The organism is Bradyrhizobium valentinum (assembly GCF_001440405.1).
Lineage (GTDB): Bacteria > Pseudomonadota > Alphaproteobacteria > Rhizobiales > Xanthobacteraceae > Bradyrhizobium > Bradyrhizobium valentinum.
Genome location: NZ_LLXX01000121.1, coordinates 13078 through 36006 on the forward strand (window position 1 = coordinate 13078; position 22929 = coordinate 36006).

At 62.4% G+C, this 22929-nt stretch carries 23 protein-coding genes; 12 read left to right on the plus strand and 11 right to left on the minus strand.

What is annotated here, in order from left to right; genetic code table 11:
- Together CP49_RS20150 and CP49_RS20155 are read right to left on the minus strand one after the other, a co-directional pair.
- The coding region (locus tag CP49_RS20150; protein ID WP_249762056.1) for a tripartite tricarboxylate transporter substrate-binding protein at positions 1-438 on the minus strand (438 nt) is incomplete at its 3' end.
- Positions 439-668: 230 nt separating this feature from the next.
- Complete coding sequence (locus CP49_RS20155; RefSeq protein ID WP_057851964.1) at positions 669-1580, minus strand: LysR family transcriptional regulator; 912 nt, start codon at positions 1578-1580, stop codon at positions 669-671.
- Positions 1581-1686: 106 nt separating this feature from the next.
- Here CP49_RS20155 and CP49_RS20160 point away from each other — a divergent pair, with 106 nt between their 5' ends.
- The 5 genes from CP49_RS20160 to CP49_RS20175 all read left to right on the plus strand — a co-directional run bounded on the left by CP49_RS20160 (position 1687) and on the right by CP49_RS20175 (position 4931).
- Positions 1687-2208 carry an SDR family oxidoreductase gene (locus CP49_RS20160; RefSeq protein ID WP_057852024.1) on the plus strand — a complete coding sequence of 174 codons (522 nt, stop codon included), beginning with the start codon at positions 1687-1689 and terminating at the stop codon, positions 2206-2208.
- A 73-nt stretch (positions 2209-2281) separates the two neighbouring features.
- On the plus strand, positions 2282-2980 hold the full coding sequence (locus CP49_RS20165; RefSeq protein ID WP_057852025.1) for a pirin family protein: 699 nt from the start codon (positions 2282-2284) through the stop codon (positions 2978-2980).
- Positions 2981-3127: 147 nt separating this feature from the next.
- A complete protein-coding gene (wrbA, locus tag CP49_RS20170) occupies positions 3128-3727 on the plus strand; it encodes an NAD(P)H:quinone oxidoreductase (protein ID WP_057851965.1) in 600 nt (199 codons plus the stop codon).
- A gap of 63 nt (positions 3728-3790) precedes the next feature.
- A complete protein-coding gene (locus CP49_RS48675; RefSeq protein ID WP_276326498.1) occupies positions 3791-3922 on the plus strand; it encodes a hypothetical protein in 132 nt (43 codons plus the stop codon).
- Positions 3923-3983: 61 nt separating this feature from the next.
- Positions 3984-4931, plus strand: a complete 948-nt coding sequence (locus CP49_RS20175) for a DUF5996 family protein (protein ID WP_057851966.1) — start codon at positions 3984-3986, stop codon at positions 4929-4931.
- A gap of 90 nt (positions 4932-5021) precedes the next feature.
- Here CP49_RS20175 and CP49_RS20180 read toward each other — a convergent pair whose 3' ends face one another.
- The 3 genes from CP49_RS20180 to CP49_RS44805 all read right to left on the minus strand — a co-directional run bounded on the left by CP49_RS20180 (position 5022) and on the right by CP49_RS44805 (position 6944).
- Complete coding sequence (locus CP49_RS20180; RefSeq protein WP_057851967.1) at positions 5022-5213, minus strand: hypothetical protein; 192 nt, start codon at positions 5211-5213, stop codon at positions 5022-5024.
- A 343-nt stretch (positions 5214-5556) separates the two neighbouring features.
- Positions 5557-6588, minus strand: coding sequence for a glycosyltransferase family 2 protein (locus CP49_RS20185; protein WP_057851968.1), 1032 nt, complete (start codon positions 6586-6588; stop codon positions 5557-5559).
- A 200-nt stretch (positions 6589-6788) separates the two neighbouring features.
- Positions 6789-6944 (minus strand): hypothetical protein, encoded by a 156-nt coding sequence (locus CP49_RS44805; RefSeq protein ID WP_156438529.1) that lies wholly within the window; start codon positions 6942-6944, stop codon positions 6789-6791.
- A gap of 308 nt (positions 6945-7252) precedes the next feature.
- Between CP49_RS44805 and galE the strand changes: the two genes are divergently transcribed.
- The gene (galE, locus tag CP49_RS20190) at positions 7253-8263 is read left to right on the plus strand and encodes a UDP-glucose 4-epimerase GalE (RefSeq protein WP_057851969.1); all 1011 of its coding nucleotides are present in this window, start codon (positions 7253-7255) and stop codon (positions 8261-8263) included.
- A gap of 30 nt (positions 8264-8293) precedes the next feature.
- Here galE and CP49_RS20195 read toward each other — a convergent pair whose 3' ends face one another.
- On the minus strand, positions 8294-8896 hold the full coding sequence (locus CP49_RS20195; protein WP_057851970.1) for a 3-keto-disaccharide hydrolase: 603 nt from the start codon (positions 8894-8896) through the stop codon (positions 8294-8296).
- Positions 8897-8987: 91 nt separating this feature from the next.
- On the opposite strand from CP49_RS20195, the gene CP49_RS44810 reads away from it, so the two are divergent.
- Together CP49_RS44810 and CP49_RS20200 are read left to right on the plus strand one after the other, a co-directional pair.
- The gene (locus tag CP49_RS44810; RefSeq protein WP_156438530.1) at positions 8988-9191 is read left to right on the plus strand and encodes a cupin domain-containing protein; all 204 of its coding nucleotides are present in this window, start codon (positions 8988-8990) and stop codon (positions 9189-9191) included.
- Positions 9192-9283: 92 nt separating this feature from the next.
- The gene (locus CP49_RS20200; protein WP_057851971.1) at positions 9284-9523 is read left to right on the plus strand and encodes a DUF2171 domain-containing protein; all 240 of its coding nucleotides are present in this window, start codon (positions 9284-9286) and stop codon (positions 9521-9523) included.
- A 374-nt stretch (positions 9524-9897) separates the two neighbouring features.
- Here CP49_RS20200 and CP49_RS20205 read toward each other — a convergent pair whose 3' ends face one another.
- The gene (locus tag CP49_RS20205) at positions 9898-13986 is read right to left on the minus strand and encodes a bifunctional diguanylate cyclase/phosphodiesterase (protein WP_057852026.1); all 4089 of its coding nucleotides are present in this window, start codon (positions 13984-13986) and stop codon (positions 9898-9900) included.
- 381 nt (positions 13987-14367) lie between these two features.
- Between CP49_RS20205 and CP49_RS20210 the strand changes: the two genes are divergently transcribed.
- From CP49_RS20210 to CP49_RS20220, 3 genes are read left to right on the plus strand one after another with little or no spacing between them, the layout of a single operon-like run.
- Positions 14368-15420: an Ldh family oxidoreductase gene (locus CP49_RS20210; RefSeq protein ID WP_057851972.1), complete on the plus strand. Its 1053-nt coding sequence runs from the start codon at positions 14368-14370 to the stop codon at positions 15418-15420.
- 25 nt (positions 15421-15445) lie between these two features.
- On the plus strand, positions 15446-16813 hold the full coding sequence (locus CP49_RS20215) for an LLM class flavin-dependent oxidoreductase (protein ID WP_057851973.1): 1368 nt from the start codon (positions 15446-15448) through the stop codon (positions 16811-16813).
- Positions 16814-16828: 15 nt separating this feature from the next.
- A complete protein-coding gene (locus CP49_RS20220) occupies positions 16829-17614 on the plus strand; it encodes a fumarylacetoacetate hydrolase family protein (protein ID WP_057851974.1) in 786 nt (261 codons plus the stop codon).
- Between the two features lie 346 nt (positions 17615-17960).
- Here the strand turns inward: CP49_RS20220 and CP49_RS20225 are convergent, their stop codons facing one another.
- Both CP49_RS20225 and CP49_RS20230 read right to left on the minus strand, forming a co-directional pair.
- On the minus strand, positions 17961-19148 hold the full coding sequence (locus CP49_RS20225; RefSeq protein WP_057851975.1) for an acyltransferase family protein: 1188 nt from the start codon (positions 19146-19148) through the stop codon (positions 17961-17963).
- 30 nt (positions 19149-19178) lie between these two features.
- Positions 19179-20462 (minus strand): serine hydrolase domain-containing protein, encoded by a 1284-nt coding sequence (locus CP49_RS20230; protein WP_057851976.1) that lies wholly within the window; start codon positions 20460-20462, stop codon positions 19179-19181.
- Positions 20463-20591: 129 nt separating this feature from the next.
- On the opposite strand from CP49_RS20230, the gene CP49_RS20235 reads away from it, so the two are divergent.
- Positions 20592-21053 (plus strand): carboxymuconolactone decarboxylase family protein, encoded by a 462-nt coding sequence (locus tag CP49_RS20235; RefSeq protein ID WP_057851977.1) that lies wholly within the window; start codon positions 20592-20594, stop codon positions 21051-21053.
- A gap of 131 nt (positions 21054-21184) precedes the next feature.
- Here the strand turns inward: CP49_RS20235 and CP49_RS20240 are convergent, their stop codons facing one another.
- Both CP49_RS20240 and CP49_RS20245 read right to left on the minus strand, forming a co-directional pair.
- Positions 21185-22042: a D-amino-acid transaminase gene (locus CP49_RS20240; RefSeq protein WP_057851978.1), complete on the minus strand. Its 858-nt coding sequence runs from the start codon at positions 22040-22042 to the stop codon at positions 21185-21187.
- 154 nt (positions 22043-22196) lie between these two features.
- Positions 22197-22928, minus strand: a complete 732-nt coding sequence (locus CP49_RS20245) for an amino acid ABC transporter ATP-binding protein (protein ID WP_057851979.1) — start codon at positions 22926-22928, stop codon at positions 22197-22199.
- Position 22929: the final 1 nt, after the last annotated feature.

Below are 22929 nucleotides of genomic sequence, written 5' to 3' on the forward strand. Positions count from 1 at the left end.
CAGCGTCTTCCACGGCGCCGACGCCGGCACCGCCAGCAGGGTCGGATCAGCCAGCACGCGCGCGATCGGCGCGAACTGCGCGACCTCATACGCCACCGGGCGATCGAACAAGCGGTCGGCTTCTGGCAGCACGGCGAGCGAAGACAGCGTCATTAACAGCGTGTGGCCGTCAGGCTCGGCGCGCGCCGCCGCCGCATTGCCGACCGATCCGCCACCGCCGCCGGCGCGGTTGTCGACGATCACGGGCTTGCCGAAGATCCGCTCCAGCGCCTGCGCCACAGGGCGCGCCGCGAGATCGGCCTGGCCGCCCGGCGGAAATGGGACAATCATGGTGATGTTGCGCGAGGGATATGGGCTTTGCGCGAAGGCGGTGTGCGAGAGCACGGTGTTCGCCAGCGGCAGCGCGGCGGCGGCTTTCAGGAGCTCGCGGCGGTTCATGGTGGTTTCTCCCCAGCGATTTTGTTTTGGTTGTCTGACGAGCGTAGCCTCAAATCGTAGGGTGAGCAAAGCGCAGCGTGCCCACCAACTTCTAGTGCACTGTCAGACCTCATCCTGAGGAGCCGCGCAGCGGCGTCTCGAAGGATGAAGGGCACCAGCGGGGCCTCGTGGTTCGAGACGGCGCTGCGCGCCTCCTCACCATGAGGGTTTAATGGTCGACACAGAACCGGCTACTTCCGCTTCTTCGCTTTCGCAAAGTGCTTCGCCAGAAAATCCGCCAGCACTTCCACGCGCGCAGGCCGCGGGCCGCCGGGTGGGGTGACCAGATGCACCGCGCCTTCGGGCTGATGCCAGCCTTTCAGGATCACCTCGACCTCGCCCGATGCGATGGCCTCGCCAACGATGAAATCCGGCAGGTCGGCGATGCCGAGCCCGGCAATGACGCTCGGCAGCAGCGCCTCGCCGTTGTTGACGCGGAGCTGGCCCGCAGGCCGCACGCTGGCCTGCTCGCCGGCCGCGTTGGTGTAGTGCCAGACGCCCGGTGTCGAGAGATAGGCATAGCCGAAGCATTTGTGCTGTGCGAGATGCATCGGATGCGTCGGCCTGCCATGGCGCTTCAAATAGGCCGGCGCCGCGATCGTGTAGCGCGGCATCGCGCAGAGCCGCCGCGCGATCAGCGAAGAGTCTGGCAGCCGCGCGATGCGCAAACCGGCATCGAACCCTTCGCCGATCAGGTCGACCGCCGCATCGCTCAGATGAAGATCGATCGAGACTTCCGGGTAAGCCGCGAGAAATTCAGGCAATAACGGAGCGACCGCCTTCACCCCGAACGTCATCGGCACCGCGAGCCGCACCAGCCCGCGCGGCGCCATCGCTTGCGACAGCGCTTCGTTCTCGGCGTCCTCGCCATCCGCGAGGAGGCGCGCCGCGCGCTCGGCGAGCTTCTGCCCGGCATCGGTCAATGCCAGCCGCCGCGAGGTGCGGTTGAACAGCCGCGCGCCGAGCCGCTGCTCCAGCCGGCTGACAGCCTTGGACACCGTGGCCTTGGACAGCACCAGCTCGGTCGCGGCTGACGCAAACGACCGCAATTCCACGACTTTCGCGAAAATCGCGAGCGCCTCGAAATCTGGGAGTCTCGACATTCAAGGCTCACTTTTGGAAACAATGAGTTTCAATAGTTTCTATTTCTATACCACGTCGCAGCGCATATCCAATGGTCCATCGGAATTCAAGCAACGGAGAAATCCAATGACCAAGAAGCTCTCAGGCAAGGTAGCCCTCGTCACCGGAGGTTCGCGCGGGATCGGCGCGGCAAGCGCTCGCGCCCTCGCCGCCGAAGGCGCGGCACTAGCCCGGCAGAGTGCGGTGAACGTCGATGGCGTCATCACGGCGATCCGCGCCGCGGCAAAGCTGATGGGCGAAGGCGGCCGCATCGTCACGATCGGCTCCGATATCGCGACCCGCGCCTCGTTCCCCGGTCTCGCCGATTACGCCGCCACCAAGGCTGCCGTCGTCGGCTACTCCAAGGGCGCGGCGCGCGATCTCGGCCCCCGCGGCATCACCGTCAACGTGCTGCAGCCGGGATCGATCAACACCGACATGAACCCGGACGACGACCGCGATTTTGCTGACCTCCAGCGCAAGCAGCACGCGCTGCAGCGCTTCGGCAAGCCGGAAGAAATCGCAGCCGGCGTGCTGTTCCTCGCGAGCCCCGAAGCGTCCTTCGTGACCGGCACGGTGCTCAATGTCGATGGCGGCTTCGGCGCGTAACTCTAACCCAGCGAGGCCGGGCGGATGCCGCCCGGCCGCCTAATTCAAAAAACTTACAATGAAGGAATATTCCATGATCGAGCTCAGACCTTTTGCAAAACTCGCCAGCGCCGATCACGGCTGGCTGAAGGCAAAACATCACTTCTCATTCGGCAGCCATTACGATCCCGACAATATGGGCCACGGCGCGTTGCGGGTGTGGAACGATGACGAGATCGCGCCGAACACCGGCTTTCCCGCCCATCCGCACGCCAACATGGAAATCATCACCTATGTCCGCGAAGGCGCGATCACGCACCAGGACTCGCTCGGCAACAAGGGCCGGACCGAGGCCGGCGACGTGCAGGTGATGAGCGCCGGAAGCGGCATTCGTCATTCCGAGTACAATCTGGAGCCTTCGAAGACCAAGATCTTCCAGATCTGGATCGAGCCGACGACGAAGGGCGGCCAGCCGACCTGGGGCGCCAAACCGTTTCCGAAGTCGAATCGCTCCGGCAAGCTCGTCACCATCGCCAGCGGCATCGCCGGCGACACGGACGCGCTGCCGATCCGCGCCGATGCGCGGGTGCTCGCCACCACGTTGAAGGCCGGCGAGCGGGCGGAATACGCACCGCAGAATGCGCGTCATCTTTATCTCGTGCCGGCGGCCGGCAGCGTCGAAGTCAACGGCGTTCGCGTCAACGCCCGCGACGGCGCCGCGATCCGCGACGAGGCGAAGCTGACGATTACCGCGCTGGAAGATTCCGAACTGGTGCTGGTCGACGCGGCGTAGCCCGCCCACTCACTGCTTGTCGTGCCCGGGCTTGACCCGGGCATCCATCCTCTTAGCGAGACTCTTTCAAAGGCGATGGATTGCCGGGTCAAGCCCGGCAATGACACCCAACAAACAACACAACTTCAAACCCAAAGGAAAGCCATCATGGCCAAAGTACTCGTGCTTTATTACTCCGCCTACGGTCACATCGAGGCGATGGCGAACGCCGTCGCGGAAGGCGCGCGCAAGGCCGGCGCCACCGTCGACATCAAGCGCGTGCCGGAACTGGTGCCTGAAGCGATCGCCAAAGCCTCGTACTACAAGCTCGATCAGGCCGCACCGATCGCCAAAATCGAGGATCTCGCCAATTACGACGCGATCGTCATCGGCACCGGCACGCGCTTTGGCCGGATGGCCTCGCAGATGGCGAACTTCCTCGATCAGGCCGGCGGCCTCTGGGCCAAGGGCGCGCTGCACGGCAAGGTCGGCGGCGCCTTCACCGCGACGGCGACCCAGCACGGCGGACAGGAAACCACGCTGTTCTCGATCATCACCAATCTGCTGCACTTCGGCATGACAGTCGTCGGTCTGAACTACGGCTTCGCCGGCCAGATGAAGCTTGACGAGGTCACCGGCGGCGCGCCTTACGGTGCGACCACCATCACCGGCGGCGACGGCAGCCGCCAGCCAAGCGAAAACGAACTCGCCGGCGCGCGCTATCAAGGACGCGTGATCGCCGAGACCGCCAGCAAACTGCACGGCTGATGCGACAAGGGCGGCATTCTCATTCGGGGATGCCGCCCTGTCTCGTCCCTCACGGCGGAAACAATGATGGTCGAACTTCTTTTCATCGCTCAACTGGCGCGTCAGCCGCTGCAAGCTGTGATGCGGAGCCTCTACCGCGCCTCGCGCACAGCGGCGCTGCCGGGAATGCACGAAATCGTGAGCCGCGCTTTTTAAACCTCTCATGAATTCGTGATACGCCTTCTGTCTTCACGATGAGCGCCGACAGGGTTCTGATATGAGCAAAAAATCGCAAGGCCCGTGGCCGGAATTGCCGACCGCGGCGTGGCGCGACACCTGCGCGACGCTGCACCTCTGGACCCAGATCATCGGCAAGATCCGGCTGACCAAATCGCCCTGGCTCAATCATTCCTGGCATGTGACGCTCTACGTCACGCCGCGCGGATTGACGACTTCCCCGATGCCCGACGGCGCGCGAACGTTTCAGATCGATTTTGATTTCATCGACCATCGCTTGAGCATCTCGACCAGCGACGGCACGCAGCGGCACTTTGCGCTGGCGGGTCATTCCGTCGCCAGCTTCTACGCCGCCACGCTTGCTGCACTTGCCGAACTCGGCATTGCCGTTGCCATCGACGAGATGCCGAACGAACTGCCCGATCCGGTGCGCTTCCCAGAAGACACCGCGCACGCCTCCTACGATCCCGATGCCGTCGGGCGCTTCCTGCAAATCCTGGTCAACTGCGACCGCGTCTTCAAGCAATTCCGCACCGGCTTCCTCGGCAAGGCGAGCCCAGTGCATTTCTTCTGGGGCAGTTTCGATCTGGCGGTGACGCGCTTCTCAGGCCGTCGCGCGCCGCGCCATCCGGGCGGCGTGCCGAATTTGCCCGACCCGGTCGCCCATGAAGCCTATTCACACGAAGTCAGCAGCGCCGGCTTCTGGCCAGGCAGTGGCGCGATCGATTATCCCGCGTTCTATTCCTATGCCTATCCCGAGCCATCAGGCTTCCGCGCGGCGAAGGTGCTGCCGGAGGCGGCGTTCTTCAGCGAAGCGCTCGGCGAGTTCATCCTGCCCTACGATGCCGTGCGCACGGCTGCCGATCCCGACAAGGCGCTGCTCGATTTCCTGCAGAGCACCTACGAGGCCACGGCGATCGCAGCGAAGTGGGATCGCGGGGAACTCGACTGCGATCCGGGCAAGCCGGGTGTGGTGCGGCAGGTTTAATGCTGCTGTGTAGGGTGGTTAGGCACAGGCGTAACCCACCATCGCGGCAAAGAAATCGTTGGGTTGCGCTTTGCCCTGCGAATTCACCGGCTAATGTTGCAGTTGCGGCTTCGCGATGGTCTGGCGAACTTCGGCGCCGCAGTCGGCGCATTCATAGGTGAGGTCGATCTTCGCCATGCTCCAATGCGGCTCGACGTCGCGCACAAACATCGGCAGTCCGACGCAGCTCGGACAGATGACGAAGGCTGGTTCGATATCGTGCTGATGGATATAGGCTGGCATGTCGGCTCTCCCCAAGAAAGCTTTCAAGAAAGCATTCACCAGTGGTCCCTGACCCAACGCGGAGCATATGCCCATAGCGCGAGGGCGATCATGAACTCTCGCGAACACAGGAAGAACATCCGCACAATCCCCGTACGTGTTGCATATTTGCACGCCGTTCCCGTGCGGCAACAATGTGTCAATCTTCGTGTGGCAGCGGCTTACCGAGCGCGCGTCTCAGCCAGGAGCCGCGGATAGTTGCGCAATGCGCGCACCACACGATCGCGCGCCGTCTCTGTGCAGCGCTGCCGGCGCTCTATCCCGGCAGCCAGGTTACGGATTACAGATGCGTCGACGACCTGTCTCATGAGACGATCTTCGAAGCCTTGCAGGGTTGCGGTTCGAGGCCGAGCGCGGCCAGCGCGCTGCCGATCGCCACCGTAATGGGATGCATGGCAATCGTCCGCTCACGTTCGGTCAGGATTACGCCCACGGCATAGACAATAGAAAGCGGCAAGGCTGCCAGCAGTTTGGCGGTCAACTTCGCCCGCAGCCAGAGCGTCGGCGTCGCCTTGCGCTGGACGTGATAATTGATCGCTCCGATCCGCAGGCCGCGCATAGCCAGCCATTTCAAGCTGCTCCGGCTTTTCGGCACGGTCTCGCTGATCACGGCTTTGGCCACCCAATGAAACCGCAAGCCGAGCCTCATGCAACGGTAGAAGAAATCGGTATCCCCGCCGCCCAGAAAATTGAAACGGAGATCGAACGCCGGCATGCCCAACCGCTCAAATACCGAGCGCCGGATCAGGCAATTGCCGCAGCCGTAGATCAACGGCACCGGGCCTGAGGCGTCATACGCTGGGGCAAAAGCGGGGTGGCGGCGCAAGCCGCGCTTCCGTTCATCATCGAATTCAGGGAATACCGGTCCGCCGACGATGTCGGCGCCGGTCGCATTGGCAGTCCTTACCATCTGCTCCAGCCAGTCCGGCGAAGCGATTTCGTCGTCTTCGATCATCAACAAGTTGGTTGCCGCCGGGAACATCTGCAGCGCCGTCTCGAAGGCAGCGTTGATCGCATGGCAATTGCCCTGCCGCGGCTCGATCACGCACAGCCCTGCGAATTTCCCCGACGTCAGCAATTCGGCCGCAACCGGGACGCTCTCGCTCTTCGACGCATCATTCTCCACCATGACGACGGCGAAGCGACGGCTGGTGCGCTGAGCGGCAAGCGACTCCAGCGTCCGGCGCAGATGCTGAGGACGGCGGAAACAGGGGATGCAAACGACGGTTTCAACCGTGGGATCGAGCGCCGGCGAGATCGCCACCAGCGCGCGGAGAGCCCTGACCGACGGATCAGGCCCGTTCACCCGGAGATCGCTGATCGAAATCTCTGCCATGACGCTTAGGTCGTTCACGAATATGTCTCATCGTCTCGAAACGGGATTGGCGGCGTCATGCCGGGACACTTCCGTCTCGATAAGGTCGTTCATTCCGGTATTGATCCGGCCCGTCGAACGTAACGCGCACAGTCGTGCAATATTCGGTCCCGCCCCCGAAGCGTGAAGCAACGAACTCCAGCGACGGTTAATGGACGCGGTTAATTCGCGCTGAACAAACTCGCGTCGCAAATCAGCGGCTGAACAGCTTTCGGAACAACCGGTGAGTAAGCGGCGTAGGAAATCCTGTCCTGGTTCTTCATGAACCGGTCGTGCATCTGCTGAACGAAGAACGGGTTGTCGCCGGCGTTGCTCACGCCCCATTCGGGTTAGCTCATCCGCTTGCCATGCCGATGCTGCCGGGCCTCGCCGACGGCTTTGCTGCAAGAGACGCGAGAAAAGCGGCAAGTTAACCACGCTAATGCGCGGCAAGATGTGTTGCGCCGGTTCGGCACCGATCTTGCTCCATGGGCAGCGCGGGGTTCTGCGCCGGTCTCGAATGGACCTGGTGCATCTGGCTGGAGCCGCGCCGGCTGTTCTGGCACTATTTGACCACTAATCCGCGCGCGCTCTATCTATTGCTGAACAGGAGCCGATCGACTGATATCGGCAGGAAACACAACCAATGAGCAGCCGTCCAGCCATTCTCGTTACCGGCGGCGCGGGCTATATCGGCTCGCACTGCTGCAGGGCGTTAGATGCGGCGGGCTATCAGCCCGTCACCTACGACAATCTTTCGACCGGCCACCGCAGCTTCGTCGCGCGCACGCTGGTCGTCGGCGACATCGCCGACAGGGCCACGCTGGCACGGGCCTTTGCCGAGCATGACATCGTGGCCGTCATGCATTTCGCCGCCTCCAGCCTGGTCGGCGAGTCCGTTGCCGATCCGCAGAAATATTACATCAACAATCTCGCCGGCACGCTGTCTCTGCTGGAGACCATGCGCGAGGCCGGCTGCAAGCGCCTGGTATTTTCGTCGACCGGCGCGGTCTATGGCAATGCCGACAGCAAGGCGCTGCGTGAGGATTACGCCTGCGCCCCGATCAATCCCTATGGCGCCTCGAAATGGATGATCGAGCGCGTGCTGGCGGATTATCGCGCAGCCTATGGCTTCGGCTCGTTCGCGCTGCGTTATTTCAACGCTGCTGGCGCCGACCCCGCCGGCGGCATCGGCGAGCTGCGCGAGGTCGAAACCCATCTCATCCCGCGCGCCATGATGGCGCTGCAAGGACACGTACCTGACTTCGCCGTGTTCGGCGACGACTACGACACGCCCGATAGGACAGCGATCCGCGACTACATTCACGTGACCGATCTCGCGGCCGCCCACGTGCTTGCGCTCAAGCTGCTGCTCGAGGGTCATTCGGGCGGCGCGTTCAATCTCGGCACCGGCAACGGCTTTTCGGTCCGCGAGATCCTCGCGGCGATCACGGCCGAAACCGGCCGCGAAGTCCCCCACGTCGTCAAGCCACGGCGGTCAGGCGATCCGACCTATCTGGTCGCCGATCCCTCCGCCGCACGCGCGACGTTGAACTTCAGCCCCACCCATTCGGATCTGGCCACGATCATCCGTACCGCGTGGGCGTGGCACAAGAAGGCTCACCCGCTGAAGACGGGTGCGCCTGGTCGGGTGTGAGACGAGCGGTGCAAGCGATCGCTCAGCGACCTACAGCGGCTTGATCTGCACCTTGCGCCACTTGATGACGCCAGAACCGTACTGCAGCGCGAACGGGCCGCTGGCGTGTTTTGAATCCTGGACATCAACGGTCTTCTGGCCGTTCAGCAGGACAACGAGATGCGGTCCCTTGGCCGTGATTTCGTAGGTATTCCATTTGCCGCCCGCCTTCGGCATCGGGTCGACCTTGGCCACATCGACGATTGCGCCGGTGCCGTAGGTCGGATCGGGCCGCTTGTCGAAAATATTCACCTCGTAGCAGATCTTGGAGTCGATCTTCCCCGACTGGTCGCAGCGAATGAAAATTCCGCTGTTGGCGTCATCGTCGGCCCAGAACTCGACCTTCATCTCGAAGTCTTTGTACGAGTTCTTGCTGACGAGATAGGACGGATCCTTGCCCTCGGTGATCTTGTCCGCGACGAGCGCGCCGTCCTTCATCGCCCAGTTGGCTTTGCCGATCTCGATCCAGTCGCCCATCTTGGTGCTGTCGACGAGCGTCACCCAGCCATCGCTCTGGCCGGACGCCAAGCTGGAAAATTGAATAGCGGCGGCGCCGATCACCAGACCGGCGGCAAGTACCGATATGCGCTTCATGAACGTCACCCTCCCATGGCTGCTTTTTGTTGGACGCAACCTAGCATCACAGTTCACGGCGTAAATCCGTTTTTCATGCTGCAATTGCGTTGTGCGCGTCATAGCAGCCGGTCTCGCATGCACGTCCGGCGCCTTGCCCCATGAGAACAGGGCCAACACGACGCCGATGCCGGCCGGCAGCTTCGTCACGCACTTCGGCAAGCGGGTGCATTGGGACGGCGCCAAGGATGGGGACGCCGTTCTACTGATCATGGGCGAAGGTCCGGCGACCTCGACGGCGGCAGAAGAGAAGTAACCGCTGAACAGGACCGGCTTCGAGATCAACGACCGGGCAACCATTCCGGCAGCGGCGCGTTTTATCTCCCCAACCATTGGAGGATATGAAACATGGCCTCCGCTTCACAGATCCGGGAACATATGGACGTCATCTCGTCGGACAAGAAGACAGTCGGAAAAGTCGACCATATGGAAGGAACCGACAAGATCAAGCTGACCAAACAGAGTTCGCCTGATGGCCAGCATCATCACTTCATTCCGATGTCATGGGTCGACCACGTCGATCAGCATGTCCATCTCAACAAATCAGGCGCGGATGTGACCTTGCACTGGCAACACGGCCGGCAATAACCGGCAACATGCATTGCGCCGCCCGTGGATGCGGATATCATCAGGCTTCAGGAGATGGAATGCATCCGGCGGCGAGACTGCAATTTGAACGTATGATCGGCGAATACATCACGTGGCGTGCCGTTCCGGAAACGGAACGATCACCCGCCCCGGCATGGTGGTGGGGACCCGCGATGGAGTTGCGCGCCTCCTCCCAGTCGCTCCCCGCCGAATGGTGCGCCGAGCTCGGATTGCCAGACCGGGCAACTTATGCGTCCGCCGCGGACATCTTCCTTGGGGCCTTCGCAGGCCAGACGTCTGTGCCGTGGCCTTATGATTTTCCCCGCAAAACGGCCATCCCGGACCCAGCAGTCCGCGAGCTGCACCCGCAACCGTCAGACGACAGTGCTTTTCAACCCTGACCCGGCTTCCGGCTGCAATGGCGGCGAAGCCAGCCGCGGTTCGGCCCGAAGCAGATCGGCCATTTGCTTCGCAGGCAGCGGCATGGAGAACAGGAAGCCCTGCATTTCATCGCAGGCATGGCTACGCAGGAAAGCCTCCTGCTCCACGGTCTCGACACCTTCCGCAATGACGGTCATACCAAGCGCCTTGCCCATGCTGATGATCGCCTGCGCAATGGCCTGGTCTTCGGAATCGACAGGCAGGTCGCGAATGAAGGAACGATCGATCTTGATGGTATCGATCGGGAACTGCTTCATCAGCGACATTGACGAATAGCCGGTACCGAAGTCGTCGATCGCAAGTCGAATGCCGCGGCTCTGGATCGCGTCCAGCACCTTGATCGCGCGCGAGACGTTCCGCATCACCATGCTTTCGGTGACTTCGAGCTGCAGCAGCACCGGCGACATGCCGCTTGCCACCAGCGCCTCGTCGACATCGTGCAACAGATGCGGATCGGCGAATTGCCGCGGCGACAGGTTGACCGCCATTGTCACCGGGCGCAGCCCACGGCGCTGCCAGGCCATGTTCTGCGCGCAGGCTTCCTTGAGCACCCAGCGGCCGATCGGAACGATCAGCCCGGTTTCCTCGGCAAGCGGGATGAACTGCCCCGGCGATACGGCGCCTAATTCGGGATGAATCCAGCGCAGTAGCGCCTCAACGCCGGTGATCTGGCCGCTCGCCATATCGATCTTGGGCTGATAGTGCAGCGAGAACTGGTCGCGCTCGAGCGCACGGCGCAGCGCGCTCTCCATCGTCAGGCGCTCGATCGACTGCGTCTTGATCTCCTTGGTGAAGAAGCGGAAGCCGTTCTTGCCGTCCTCCTTGGCGAGATACATCGCCATGTCGGCGTTCTTGGTCAGCGTCTGCATGTCGGTGCCGTCGGACGGGTACATCGCGATCCCGATCGAGGCGGTGGTATGGCACTCGTGACCGCTGAGCTGCAGGGGCTGGCTCAATACGGAAAGCAGCTCGCCGGCAATGCGCTCGATCTCGTGACGTTCGGCGGTCTCCTCCAGAATGACCACGAATTCGTCGCCGCCGAGCCGCGCCACGACATCGCTCGAACGCAGCGCGTGCCTCAGCCTGCCGCCGATCTCGACGAGGAGCATGTCGCCGGCGTCATGTCCCAGCGAATCGTTGATGACCTTGAACCTGTCGAGGTCGATGAACAGCAGGGCAAACTGCCGCTGGTAGCGCGCGGCAGCATCGATCGCACCGCGAAGCATGCCGTTGAACATTTCCCGGTTCGGCAGGTTGGTCAGGCTGTCGTGCGACGCCAGATACTCGATCCGCTCGTCGGCCTTGGTCTTTTCGTCGGCGCGTTCGAAATTCTCCAGCGCGAACGATACGTTGTCAACAAGTCGGTGCAGCAACTCCGCAAACTCGGGCGTGAACGTATCCTTCTCACGCGACATGAAAGACATCGCACCGACGACCTGCCCCTGCACCAGCAGGGGGAATGAAGCGCCGGAGTTCGTGCCGTCATTGCGAGCGGTGGCGTGAAACGCCTCGGCGCGCGGATCACCAAGGTAATCGTTGATGATGCAGGCACGCTGCGAACGTATCGCCGAACCACAGAGCCCACGTCCCTCCGGGTGCGCCTCGCTGCTCGATATCGTTGCCTGGCGCGCGCTCGATGCGGTCGGGCCGGCGGCAGCCACGACGTCAAGATATTCGCTGTCGGGCTTGATCAGCGCGATGGAGGTCAGGGTAAACTTGCCGCCGTTCGCCGCCGCTTCGCACACCAGTTCGAACAGTTCCGCCCGAGAGGAGGCGCGGATGATCGCCTCGTTGGTTGAGCTCAGCGCCGCCAGCATGCGCGTCAGGCGCTCTTTCTGGACCTCGGTCCGTGCCTTGTCGTCGGCGCGGTCGAAATTCTCCAGCGCGAACGACACATTGTCGGCCAGTCGTTGCAGCAGTTCCGAAAACTCTGAAGTGAACGTGTCCTTGTCCAGGGACATGTAAATCATGACGCCGACCGGCTCGTCGCGCACCAGGAGGGGGAAGGCAGCGCCTGACTGAGCGCCGTAGCTGCCGACGACGGCCTGGAAGGCGGCGACGCGCTGGTCGGTGACATAATCATTGGTGATGCAGGGGCGCCTGGTTCGGAACGCCGTTCCGCTGAGCCCACGGCCCTCGGGACGGGTTTCATCCACCGACAACCTGACGTGCCGCGTCGTCTCGGCTGCCGGGCCCGAGGCGGCCACGATTCTGAGAAGATCGCTGCTGGAATCCGCCAATGCGATGGTGGTCGACGTAAACCTGCCGCCACCCGCCGCGGCTTCGCACACCAGGTCGAACAGGTCCTCACGGGATTTTGCCCGCATGATCGCCTCGTTCGTCGCGCTCAAAGCAGCGAACATCCGGGTCAGGCGTTCTTTCTGACTTTCGGTCCTCGCCTTCTCGTCGGCCCGGTCAAAGTTTTCCAGCGCGAACGATACATTCTCCGTGAGCCGCTGCAGCAGCTCGGCGAATTCGGGCGTGAACGTATCCTTCTCGGAGGAGATGAAGAACATCACGCCGACGGGCTGACCGGAAACCAGCAGCGGAAAAGCAGCGCCCGACATGGCGCCGTCGCTGTGAATGAACTGCCGAAATGCCGACCCTCGCGAATCGGCCCGCAAATCATTGGCGATGCAGGCTCGTCTTGAGCGGAACGCGTTGCCGCAGAGACCGCGCCCTTCAGGAAGATCCGCGTTGGTCGAAACCTTGACCCGCCGCATGTTGTTTGACGTCGGTCCCGCGACGGCCACCAGATCGATATCGTGGCTGTCGGGGCGAGCCAGCAATATGCTGGTCGAGTTGAACCGGCCGCCCTTCGCGGCGGCTTCGCACACCAGCTCGAACAGCTCCGTCCGCGACGTGGCACGAACGATCGCTTCATTGGTCGCACTGAGCGCCGCCAGCATGCGCCTCAGACGTTCCTTCTGGGCGTCGTCTCTCGCCTTTTCACCGGCGCGCTCGAAATTGTCCAGCGCGAACGAGACGTTCTCCGCGATCCGCGCCATCAGGGCGACGATCTCTTCGTCCTCCGCCCACAGCTTTCCGACAAAGAACAGCAACACGCCGACGCTCTCGTCGGCCTTGACCAGGGGAACAGCGACGCAGGCGGTGACGCCCGTCTCGCGCGCAGCCTGATGCCAGGGCTGGCCCTGAGTCGAGTTGAGGATGTCGTTGTTGACGGCTGGCTGCTGCGTTCGGAATGCCCTGCCGCAGACGCCCGTTCCATACGGGTTGCCGGCGTCGATCGAGAACGGCGCCCGCATGATCTGTTCGACGATGGCGCCCGTCCCGGCGGCCGGCTTCAACCAGATCGAGTCCGGCTCCGCCAGCAGGACCACGGTAGCTGCGGACTTTCCGCTGTGTACCGCGGCATCGCAGACGCGCTGATAGAGTTCCTGTTCGGTCTTGGCGCGAAGAATGGCTTCATTGGTCGCGCTGATGGCGCCGAACATCCGGTTCAACCGCCGCATGGTGCGCTCGCCGTTCTTGCGCGCGGCCTCATGGTCGAAGTTGTCGAGTGCAAACGAAATGTTTGCCGACACGCGCTCCAGCATCGAGACGAGCTGCCCGTCGATCGAGTGCGCCTCGCGCCGCGAAATGAGCAACACGCCCACGCTCTCGCCATTGCAGGTCAGCGGCAGCGCCGCCGCGGCGCCCACCTGATTGGCCTTGGCACCCTCGCGCCAGGCCAGCGAGCGCGGCTCGTTCAGGAAATCATTGCTGACGCATATTCGCCCGTCGCGGAAGGCTTGTCCGGCAACTCCGGATCCCTCGGGCGTGCCGGCCACGATCGAAATATCGATGCTGCGCAGCCGAGGAACGTCGTCGCCACAGCCGGCGGCGAAGCGCAAAAGATTGGTCTCGGGCTCCAGCAGGAAGACCGCCACGGCCAGGAAGTCGCCGACCGAGAACGCGGCTTCGCAGACCTTCGCGTACAGTTCTTCGGGTGATTTGGCGTACAGAATCGCTTCGTTGGTCGCATTCAACGCCGCGAGTGTGCGCGCGATATCGGTCTTCACCGTCCCCAAGCTCCTGCCGGCAGCGCCGGGCTGCCCCTTGCGGATTTTATGCGTGCAACAGGCCTAAATGCTCGTTATTGGCGGCCGGGAGTTGCGATTCAGAGTAAATGTCAGACCAACGGTGAACGATGCCGCTCCGGAGAACTACGGCCCATTCACGATTTGTCAGCCATACCGCTGGCGCGCGTCGGCCGGGTTGCGGGACCTGCTGCGAGCAATTTTCGAATTTTGCAGGATGAGAATCCTGATACGTGAGGGCCGTGCTGACGGCATGGCTAACAGGATATTTCCACGCTTGCCCTGCCGCGGGCGCTTTGAGAGCATGCCGGTACCAAGCACGACCCGCGGTTCGCGCGGGCGCTCAAGGTCGAGGAAATTCCCATGCCGATGGTCCAGGCCGACCGTCTCATGCAAATCGGCGCGGCCCTGCTTAGGGCTGCCGGCGCAACTGAAGAGGAAGCCAGTGCGGTTGCCGTCGGTTGCGTCAACGCCAATCTCGCCGGCCACGATTCGCATGGGGTGATCGCGATCCCGGCCTATATCGACCGGATCAAGGCCGGCCATATCGTGCCCGGCGCCAAATGGACCATCGTGCAGGAATCGCCGACCACCACCGTGATCGATGGCCATTGGGGGTTCGGCTTTCACGTCAACGCCAAGGCGATGGCGCTGACGATCGAGAAGGCGAAGACGGCCAATGTGGCGGCCTGCACGGTGTTCCGCCAGAGCCATGTCGGGCGGCTCGCCGCCTATCCGTTGATGGCGATGCGGGCGGGCATGATCGGCATTGCGGCTGCCGATTCCGGCCGATCGCCGAAGCATGTCGCGCCGTTCGGCGGCCGCGAGGCAAGGCTCGGCACCAACCCGATCTCGATTGCGGTGCCATCCGATCTCGAAGCACCATTCTATCTTGATATGGCGACCTCGGCGGTCGCGGCCGGCAAGATCGCGCTGTCGGTCGCGCGCGGCGAGCAGATCCCGCAGGGCTGGATCATCGACGCAGAGGGGCGGCACACCACCGATCCCACCCAGTATCGCAAGGGCGGCGCGCTGCTGCCGCTCGGCGGCAGCGAGGGCTACAAGGGAAGCGGTCTTGCCGCGATGGTCGAGGTGCTGTGCGGCCTGCTCACCGGCCTCGGCTTTGGTGTCGAGCCTACCGGCCGCCACAATGACGGGTGCTTCATGGCGGTGTTCAACGTCGCCGCCTTTCGCCCGCTGAAGGATTTCGAAAAAGAAGTCGGCGAGTTCGCGCGCTATCTCAAATCGACGCCGCCATCGGAAGGCTCCCCCGGTGTGTTCTATCCCGGCGAGATCGAACATATCCGCGAGCAGCAGCGCAGGCGCGACGGCATCGAGATCGAAGACGCCACCTGGGACAAACTGAAGGCGCTGGCCACCGACTACAAGCTCGCCACTGACCTCGACCTGAAATGAATTCTACCAGCACAAGGAGAACGGCATGACACGGCAAATGGCGCTGGTGGGATTCCTGCAGGCGCAGAACTGCACCAACCTGCCGAGTTCGTGGCGGCATCCGGAATCGCGAGACGATTCGATGTCGGCCGACTATTACCAGGAGATTGCCCGGATTCTCGAAGCCGGCAAGTTCCACATGGCATTCTTCGATGACCGCCTGGCGATGCCGGACCGCTATGGCAACGACCACGCCCATACCGTCGAATACGGCATCCGCTGCGTGAAGATGGACCCGTTGATCGTGCTGACCACGATGGGCATGGTCACGACGAAGCTCGGGCTGGGGTCGACCTGCTCGACCACCTATTACGAGCCGTTCGATGTCGCACGCCGTTTCGCCACCCTCGACCTGATGTCGGGCGGGCGCGCAGGCTGGAACGTCGTCACCTCGCTCAATGACGGCGAGGCCCACAACATGGGCAAGGACGCCCATCTCGAACATGACTTCCGGTACGACCGCGCCGACGAATTCATGGAAGTCGTGCTCGGCCATTGGGACACCTGGGAAGACGGCTCGCTGATCATGGACAAGACGAGCGGCCGCTTCGCCGATCCGGCCAAGGTGAAGCGGCTCGATCATAGGGGACAATTCTTCAAGTCGCGCGGGCCTTTCACCGTGCCGCGCTCGGCGCAGGGCCATCCCGTCATCATCCAGGCCGGCGCGTCCGGCCGCGGCCAGCGCTTTGCGGGGCGATGGGGCGAGGTGATCTTCACCGCCGCCCGCAACGTGGCCGCCGCCAAGGAAGGCTATGCGGCCGTCCGCAACGAAGCGGCAAAAGCCGGCCGCGATCCCGACCAGATGTTCCTTTGCAACCTCACCACGCCCATCTGCGGCGCGACCAAGACCGAGGCCGAAGACAAGATGGCGCTGATCAACAAGCTGCCGCTGCAGATCGATGCACTGTCGCTGCTCGCGGAAGCGCTGAACTACGACTTCGCCGCCAAGCCGCTCGATGAGCCGCTGACATCGGAAGAGCTCAAGAGCATGCAGGGTATCCTCGGCATTCGCGACGGCGTGCTCAAGAATTCAGGCAAGACCAATCCCAGCGCGCGCGACTTCGTCACCTTCTCCGGCCGCGGCCAGGTGCAGGACGCGATCGTCGGTGGTCCGAAAGAGATCGCTGACAAACTCGAAGAGATGTTCGTCGAGCGCGGCTGCGACGGCTTTGTCATCGCCGCCACCATCGTGCCCGGCTCCTACGCCGATTTCGTCAAGCATGTCGTGCCGGAATTGCAGCGCCGCGGCCTGTTTCACAAGGATTACGCCGGCAAGACATTGCGCGAAAATCTCGGTCTGCCGCGCCCCGGCGCCGGTGCCTGGAAAACCAGCCCGCAGGCCGCAGCCGAATAAAGCAAAGGACACTTCATGCGTTGGCTAAAGTTCACCGCCGCCGGCAGGACATCCTGGGGCATTGTCGAGGGCGGGCACGTGATCGCCGTAGATGGCGATCCGTTCGGCGAATGGCAGCGCGGAACGCAGTCGCATGCGCTGAAGGACGTCAAGATCGAGTTACCGCTGATGCCGCGCACCTTCTACTGCGTCGGGCTGAACTACCTCAAGCATCTCAAGGAAGCCGCCGACAAGGCGGGCACGGTGCCGAACATTCCCGACCGGCCCGAGATCGGCTATCGCGCCCAGAACGCGCTGATCGCCCACGACGAGGATGTGGTGATTCCGGCGACCGCGACCGAAAAGATCCATTACGAGGGCGAACTGGTGGTCGTCATCGGCAGGAAGGCAAAGCACCTCACCGAAGCCAACGCGATGGATTGCGTGTTCGGCTACACCATCGGCAACGACGTCAGCGAGCGTACCTGGCAGAAGGCCGACCGCAGCCTGTGGCGCTCCAAGAACGCCGACACCTTCAAGCCGATGGGGCCGTGGATCGAAACCGATGTCGATCTCGACAAGATGGAGACGGCCATTCGGGTCAACGGCAAGGAGACCGGCCGCTTTCGCACCAACGACATGATCTTCGGCATCGTGCCGTTCCTCGTCGAACTCTCCAAGTATTTCACGCTATCGCCGGGCGATGTGATCTGGATGGGCACCGACGGCACCTCGCCGGACCTGAGGGACGGCGACGTCGTCGAGATCGACATCACGGGCATCGGGACGTTGCGGAACAGGTTCGTGAGGGAGAACGTTTGAGATTTCCGACCCCCATCCCTGAGGAGCGCGGCACGCGCGTCTCGAAGGATGAAGGCCCGCCGGTGGCCTCGCCCTTCGAGACGGCCGCTGCGGCCTCCTCAAGGTGAGGAACAAAGAGCGTCCTCAGAAATGAGGACAGGCGCCGGAGGGGTGATGGGATCGCGCTGCTTCACCGCCTACTCGATCTTGATGCCGGCGTCTTAGATCACCTTGCGCCAACGTCCCACTTCGCTGCGGTAGTAGCGGCCGAATTCTTGCGGAGGTGCGGCGATCAACACGAGGCCCTCATTGACGCTGAGCTTTTTGAAGGTCGGCCTGCACCGCCTTGGCCGCCGACTGGGCCATTCTAGATCATCCGCGCCACGACCGGAATTTTCCGCAGCAGCAGCGTGACCGCCCAGCTCAGCGCCAACGTGCCGAAGAAAACGGCGGCAAATTTGGCAAAGGCCGGCCAGGAGTAATCGTAAACAGCGTATTGCAGCCAGATGACGAAGATGTAGTGCGTGAGGAAGATGCCATAGGCCTGCGGCCGCATGGCATCGAGCAGCTTCATGGTCGATGCGGCGAAACTCAGGGATACAGCCAGTACCGTGAACGTCATCGCGGCGCTGAACAGCGCAAAGGCAAGGCCATAACCGATTTGCCAGGATAGTGGCGGCGAATCGAAATCCGCGGTCCAGTTGTGGTGGGCATAGACCAGCAACAGGATCGCGCCGTAGAACAATGACAAAAATCCGAGCCAGACCGGCCAGCGCTTGGCCAGCTCACCGTCCTCGCTCAGGATCCCGGCGCGAAGGCTGACCACGCCGATGCCGACACCGGTCAGAAAATAGCCGGCATAGAGCAAGATCCGGCTGGTCTGGATCGGGAGCGGATAGCCGCCCGGCTCCAGCCAGCTCGCATCGCCGAAGAGCAGCCGCATCGGCACATAGACCGCAACCGAAAAAGCCAGGAAAGCGACGAAGGCTGTCCACGGCCTGTCGCGCAGCGAAAAGATCAGGAGACCGAACGTTTTCAGAAAGCGCGGCCCCAGCGCCCACAGCATGGCGGCGATGGCATCGAGCGCCAGCAACACCCACAAGAACCATGCCGGACCCGATGGCCAGGGGCCAACCGTCAGCGTCCGCCACCAGAAATGAAGGAAGTTGAAGTCGGTGGTGCCGGGTAAATGATAGCGCAGGAAGGTCGGGTAATAGGCAATCGGCATCAGCACGAAGATCGAGACAAGAAAGGGAATGCCAAGCCGCCACGCGCGATTTCGCAGGAAGTTCGTCGCTCCCCTGCGGGTCAGGCTGTCATGGACGAAGAGGCCCGAGATCAGGAACATGCAGGCCATGAAGAAACTGTCGTTGAACAGCACGACGAGGTCGAACCCGAGCCAGCGCATTTTGTCGCCGTTGCCGAAATGGGTGTAGTTGACCGCGGCGTGGTGGATCAGCACCAACAGCGTGATGAAGGTGCGCGCGCGGTCGAGCGCGACGAGACGTTTGCAGGCTGTCTGGGCCTGATTGCGTATTTCGGTCTTGCGCAGCATCTCATCTGTTCCAATCAGGCCTGCGCCAGATCATTTTTCGAGCGCGTCATAAATCAGCTTCTTGACGTTCACTTGCACATGCTGGCGTCCGGATGGCGCGTTCTCCAACACGACAAAGAACATGTCCTGGGCGCGGTCCACAACCAGATAGGCGCCGGTCGCACCATCCCATTTGATTTCGCCAAGCGAGCCCGGCGGTGGCGGCACCGCATTGCCGGGATCGGTGCGGACGCCGAAGCCATAGCCGAATCCAAAGCCGTCGCCCGGAAAATAGAAGTAATTACGTGCGACGCCCGAGCCCGGGCCGATGTGGTCGGTGGTCATGGCCGCGAATGTGCTTGGGCTGAGGTAGGTCTTGCCGTCGAGCGTTCCGCCGTTCAGCAGCATCTGCCCGAAGCGCGCGAGATCGGCGACAGTGGAGACCAATCCGCCACCGCCGGATTCCCAACGCGTGACATCGAGGGAATTGCGTTCGGTATGGCGGTCGCGGCGTAGCGGCTGGGCATAGCGTTTCCGCTCGGCCGGATCGGTCAGAAAGAACTTGGTGGTAGTCATTCCCAGCGGATCGAACAGTTCTATCCTTTCGAATTGGTAGAGCGACTGGCCGGAGGCGACCTCGATCACGCGCCCGAGCACGTCGATCGAATGCCCGTAATCCCACAGCGTCCGCGGCTGTTCGGCCAGCGGCAGCTTTGCAATCCGCTCGGCAAATTCAGCATTGTCGAAATCGCCGAGATAGATCCCGTCATAAGCGGCCTTCACCGGTCCTCTCGGGCCATAGAAGCCATAAGTGATCCCGGACGTATGCAGCAACAGATTCTCGACCGTGACGGGACGGCGCAGTTGCTCGAGATCGAGTACGGCTTTGCCGGACTCATCCTTGCGCTCGACGCCGACCTTCATGCCGGCGAAGGAAGGAATGTACGTGGCTACGGGATCATCAAGTTTGATCTTGCCGCGATCGACCAGCATCATCGCAGCAAAGCTGGTGACCGTTTTGGTCAAAGAATGCAACGGAAAGATCGCATCCGGCGTCATGTCGATCCCGGCATCGGCGTCGCGCTTGCCGAACCACTTGAAATAGACCGGCTTGCCCTGGCGCTGGATCAGGACGATGACGCCCGGAATTTCTCCTTGTGTGATCTGATCGTTGAGAAAATCGTCGATCCGCGAGAGCTTTTCCGCTGACAATGGAGCATTCGGCGGCGGGCCGAATTGGGTCGCGGGCAATGGGGCGCTCAGCAAAACCCATGCGAGCATCGCAACCAGCGATGTCGCACAGTGGCCTGTCGACACCGACTTGCGCGGTAACATCCGCCACTCCTCCGTTGCGTCGGTTCACATTATTGTATCTGGCAGCGTCGATCCAGATGATCGACTATCGTTCAGCTCAGGATACACTGACATTCGCCTCAGATTGAAACGTCCAGAGAGGAGAATTGCATGAAGCCCCGGATGAACTACTACCAAGCTGCGCCCGATACCATCAAAGCGCTCGTCGCGCTCGAAGCCCAGATCCAGGCTTCCGGCCTCGAAAAATCGCTGATCGAGCTGGTCAAGACGCGCGCCTCGCAGATCAACGGCTGCGCCTATTGCATCAACATGCACACCCAGGACGCCCGCAAGCAGGGTGAGACCGAACAGCGGCTGTATCTGTTGAGCGCCTGGCACGAGTCACCGCTCTACACCGACCGCGAACGCGCGGCGCTGGCCTGGACCGACGCGCTGACGCTGATTGCCGAAACACATGCCCCTGACGATCTCTACGAAGACATGCGCGCCCACTTCTCGGAATCGGAGGCGGTCAATCTGACCATGCTGATCGGGGCTATCAATGCCTGGAACAGGCTAGCCATCGCTTTTCGCGCGGTACACCCGGTCAAGGCCAAGGCCGCGGTGGCTTAAGCTTCAGCAATCCTTCGCTGTCATGCCCCGCTTCAAGTGGGGCATCCAGTACGCCGCAGCATCTCGGTTCAAGCACACTCGTCTCTGGAATACCGGATCGCTCGGTCGAGCCGGACGACGACGATGGTGATCTACGCCGCTGTCGCCTTGGCAAACTCGACATAGATCTCGCGCAGCCGGTTGGTCATCGGGCCGGGCTTGCCGTCGGCGACCATCTTGCCGTCGATCGACACTACCGCCTGCACGAACACGCTGGCGCTGGTGATGAAGGCTTCCTTGGCGGCCAGCGCCTCCTCGACCGAGAACGCCCGCTCCTCAACGCGGAGCTGACGCTCTTCGGCGAGCGCAACCACGGCCTTGCGGGTGCAGCCCGGCAGGATCTCGCTGCCGTTCTGCCGCGTCACGATCACGTCGTCCTGGGTCAGGATGAAACACGACGACGAGCCGCCCTCGGTCACCTTGCCGTCCTCGATCATCCAGGCCTCGCCGGCGCCGGCCACCGCGGCGGCCTGCTTGGCCAGCACCTGCGCCAGCAGCGCCACGCTCTTGATGTCGCGCCGGGCCCAGCGCAGGTCGGGCACCGTGATCACCTTGATGCCGGTCTTGGCCGAGGGCGCATTGATGATGTCCTTCGTGGACGTGAACATGATCATCGTCGGCTTGACGCCCTTCGGAAACGCGAAGTCGCGTCCGGTATCGGCGCCGCGCGTCACTTCCAGATAGACCATGCCGCTCACGAGATTGTTGCGCGCGACCAGCTCCTTCTGGATCTCCTGGATGCGCGCCGTCGTCTCCGGCAGCGCCAGCTCGATCTCGCCGACCGACCGCTCCAGCCGCGCCAGATGCGAGGCGTTGTCGATCAGTTTGCCGTCGAGCACGGCCGCGACTTCATAGATGCCGTCGGCAAACAGGAATCCGCGGTCGAGGATCGAGACCTTCGCCTCTGAAAGTGGCACGAACGAACCATTGACGTAAGCGATCTGTTCCAAGGTAGAGTCTCCTAGAGTAGCGACGCCAGTGCGGCATTCCTGTTAGTGTGGCTGAAGTTTCCAGCGTCATTCCGGGGCGATGCGTAGCATCGAACCCGGAATCTCGAGATTCCGGGTTCGCCTCTTCGAGGCGCCCCGGAATGACAGCAGCATCCTAATGCGACAGAATCTTCGACAGGAACTTCTGCGCGCGTTCGCTGCGCGGACTGCCGAAGAAATCGGTCTTCAGCGCGTCCTCGACGATCTCGCCCTTGTCCATGAAGATCACGCGGTGCGCGACCTTGCTGGCAAAGCCCATTTCGTGGGTGACGACCATCATGGTCATGCCTTCATGGGCAAGATCGACCATGACGTCGAGCACTTCGCTGATCATCTCGGGATCGAGCGCCGAGGTCGGCTCGTCGAACAGCATCGCAATCGGGTCCATCGCGAGCGCCCGCGCGATCGCAACGCGCTGCTGCTGACCGCCGGACAGTTCTGCCGGATATTTGTTCGCATGAACCGTCAAGCCGACGCGCTCAAGCAGCTTGTTACCCTTGGCGACGGCCTCGTCATGCGAGCGGCCGAGCACCTTCTCCTGCGCCAGGCACAGATTCTCGATGATGCGCAGATGCGGAAACAGCTCGAAATGCTGAAACACCATGCCGACGCGTGCGCGCAGCTTGGGCAAATCGGTCTTCGGGTCGTTGACCTTGATGCCGTCGAGAATGATCTGGCCCTCCTGGAACGGCTCCAGCGCGTTGACGCATTTGATCAACGTCGACTTTCCCGAGCCCGACGGGCCGCAGACCACCACCACCTCGCCCTTGGCGACGCTGGTGGTGCAGTCCTTCAGCACCTGGAAGGTCGGCCCGTACCATTTATTGACGTGGCTGATTTCGATCATG

Bases quoted from the DNA above. Each gene is read 5' to 3' on its own strand.
- CP49_RS20155 (WP_057851964.1), bottom strand. From the start codon at position 1,580: ATGTCGAGACTCCCAGATTTCGAGGCGCTCGCGATTTTCGCGAAAGTC.
- CP49_RS20160 (WP_057852024.1), top strand. From the start codon at position 1,687: ATGACCAAGAAGCTCTCAGGCAAGGTAGCCCTCGTCACCGGAGGTTCG.
- CP49_RS20165 (WP_057852025.1), top strand. From the start codon at position 2,282: ATGATCGAGCTCAGACCTTTTGCAAAACTCGCCAGCGCCGATCACGGC.
- wrbA (WP_057851965.1), top strand. From the start codon at position 3,128: ATGGCCAAAGTACTCGTGCTTTATTACTCCGCCTACGGTCACATCGAG.
- CP49_RS48675 (WP_276326498.1), top strand. From the start codon at position 3,791: ATGATGGTCGAACTTCTTTTCATCGCTCAACTGGCGCGTCAGCCGCTG.
- CP49_RS20175 (WP_057851966.1), top strand. From the start codon at position 3,984: ATGAGCAAAAAATCGCAAGGCCCGTGGCCGGAATTGCCGACCGCGGCG.
- CP49_RS20180 (WP_057851967.1), bottom strand. From the start codon at position 5,213: ATGCCAGCCTATATCCATCAGCACGATATCGAACCAGCCTTCGTCATC.
- CP49_RS20185 (WP_057851968.1), bottom strand. From the start codon at position 6,588: ATGGCAGAGATTTCGATCAGCGATCTCCGGGTGAACGGGCCTGATCCG.
- galE (WP_057851969.1), top strand. From the start codon at position 7,253: ATGAGCAGCCGTCCAGCCATTCTCGTTACCGGCGGCGCGGGCTATATC.
- CP49_RS20195 (WP_057851970.1), bottom strand. From the start codon at position 8,896: ATGAAGCGCATATCGGTACTTGCCGCCGGTCTGGTGATCGGCGCCGCC.
- CP49_RS20200 (WP_057851971.1), top strand. From the start codon at position 9,284: ATGGCCTCCGCTTCACAGATCCGGGAACATATGGACGTCATCTCGTCG.
- CP49_RS20210 (WP_057851972.1), top strand. From the start codon at position 14,368: ATGCCGATGGTCCAGGCCGACCGTCTCATGCAAATCGGCGCGGCCCTG.
- CP49_RS20215 (WP_057851973.1), top strand. From the start codon at position 15,446: ATGACACGGCAAATGGCGCTGGTGGGATTCCTGCAGGCGCAGAACTGC.
- CP49_RS20220 (WP_057851974.1), top strand. From the start codon at position 16,829: ATGCGTTGGCTAAAGTTCACCGCCGCCGGCAGGACATCCTGGGGCATT.
- CP49_RS20225 (WP_057851975.1), bottom strand. From the start codon at position 19,148: ATGCTGCGCAAGACCGAAATACGCAATCAGGCCCAGACAGCCTGCAAA.
- CP49_RS20230 (WP_057851976.1), bottom strand. From the start codon at position 20,462: ATGTTACCGCGCAAGTCGGTGTCGACAGGCCACTGTGCGACATCGCTG.
- CP49_RS20235 (WP_057851977.1), top strand. From the start codon at position 20,592: ATGAAGCCCCGGATGAACTACTACCAAGCTGCGCCCGATACCATCAAA.
- CP49_RS20245 (WP_057851979.1), bottom strand. From the start codon at position 22,928: ATGATCGAAATCAGCCACGTCAATAAATGGTACGGGCCGACCTTCCAG.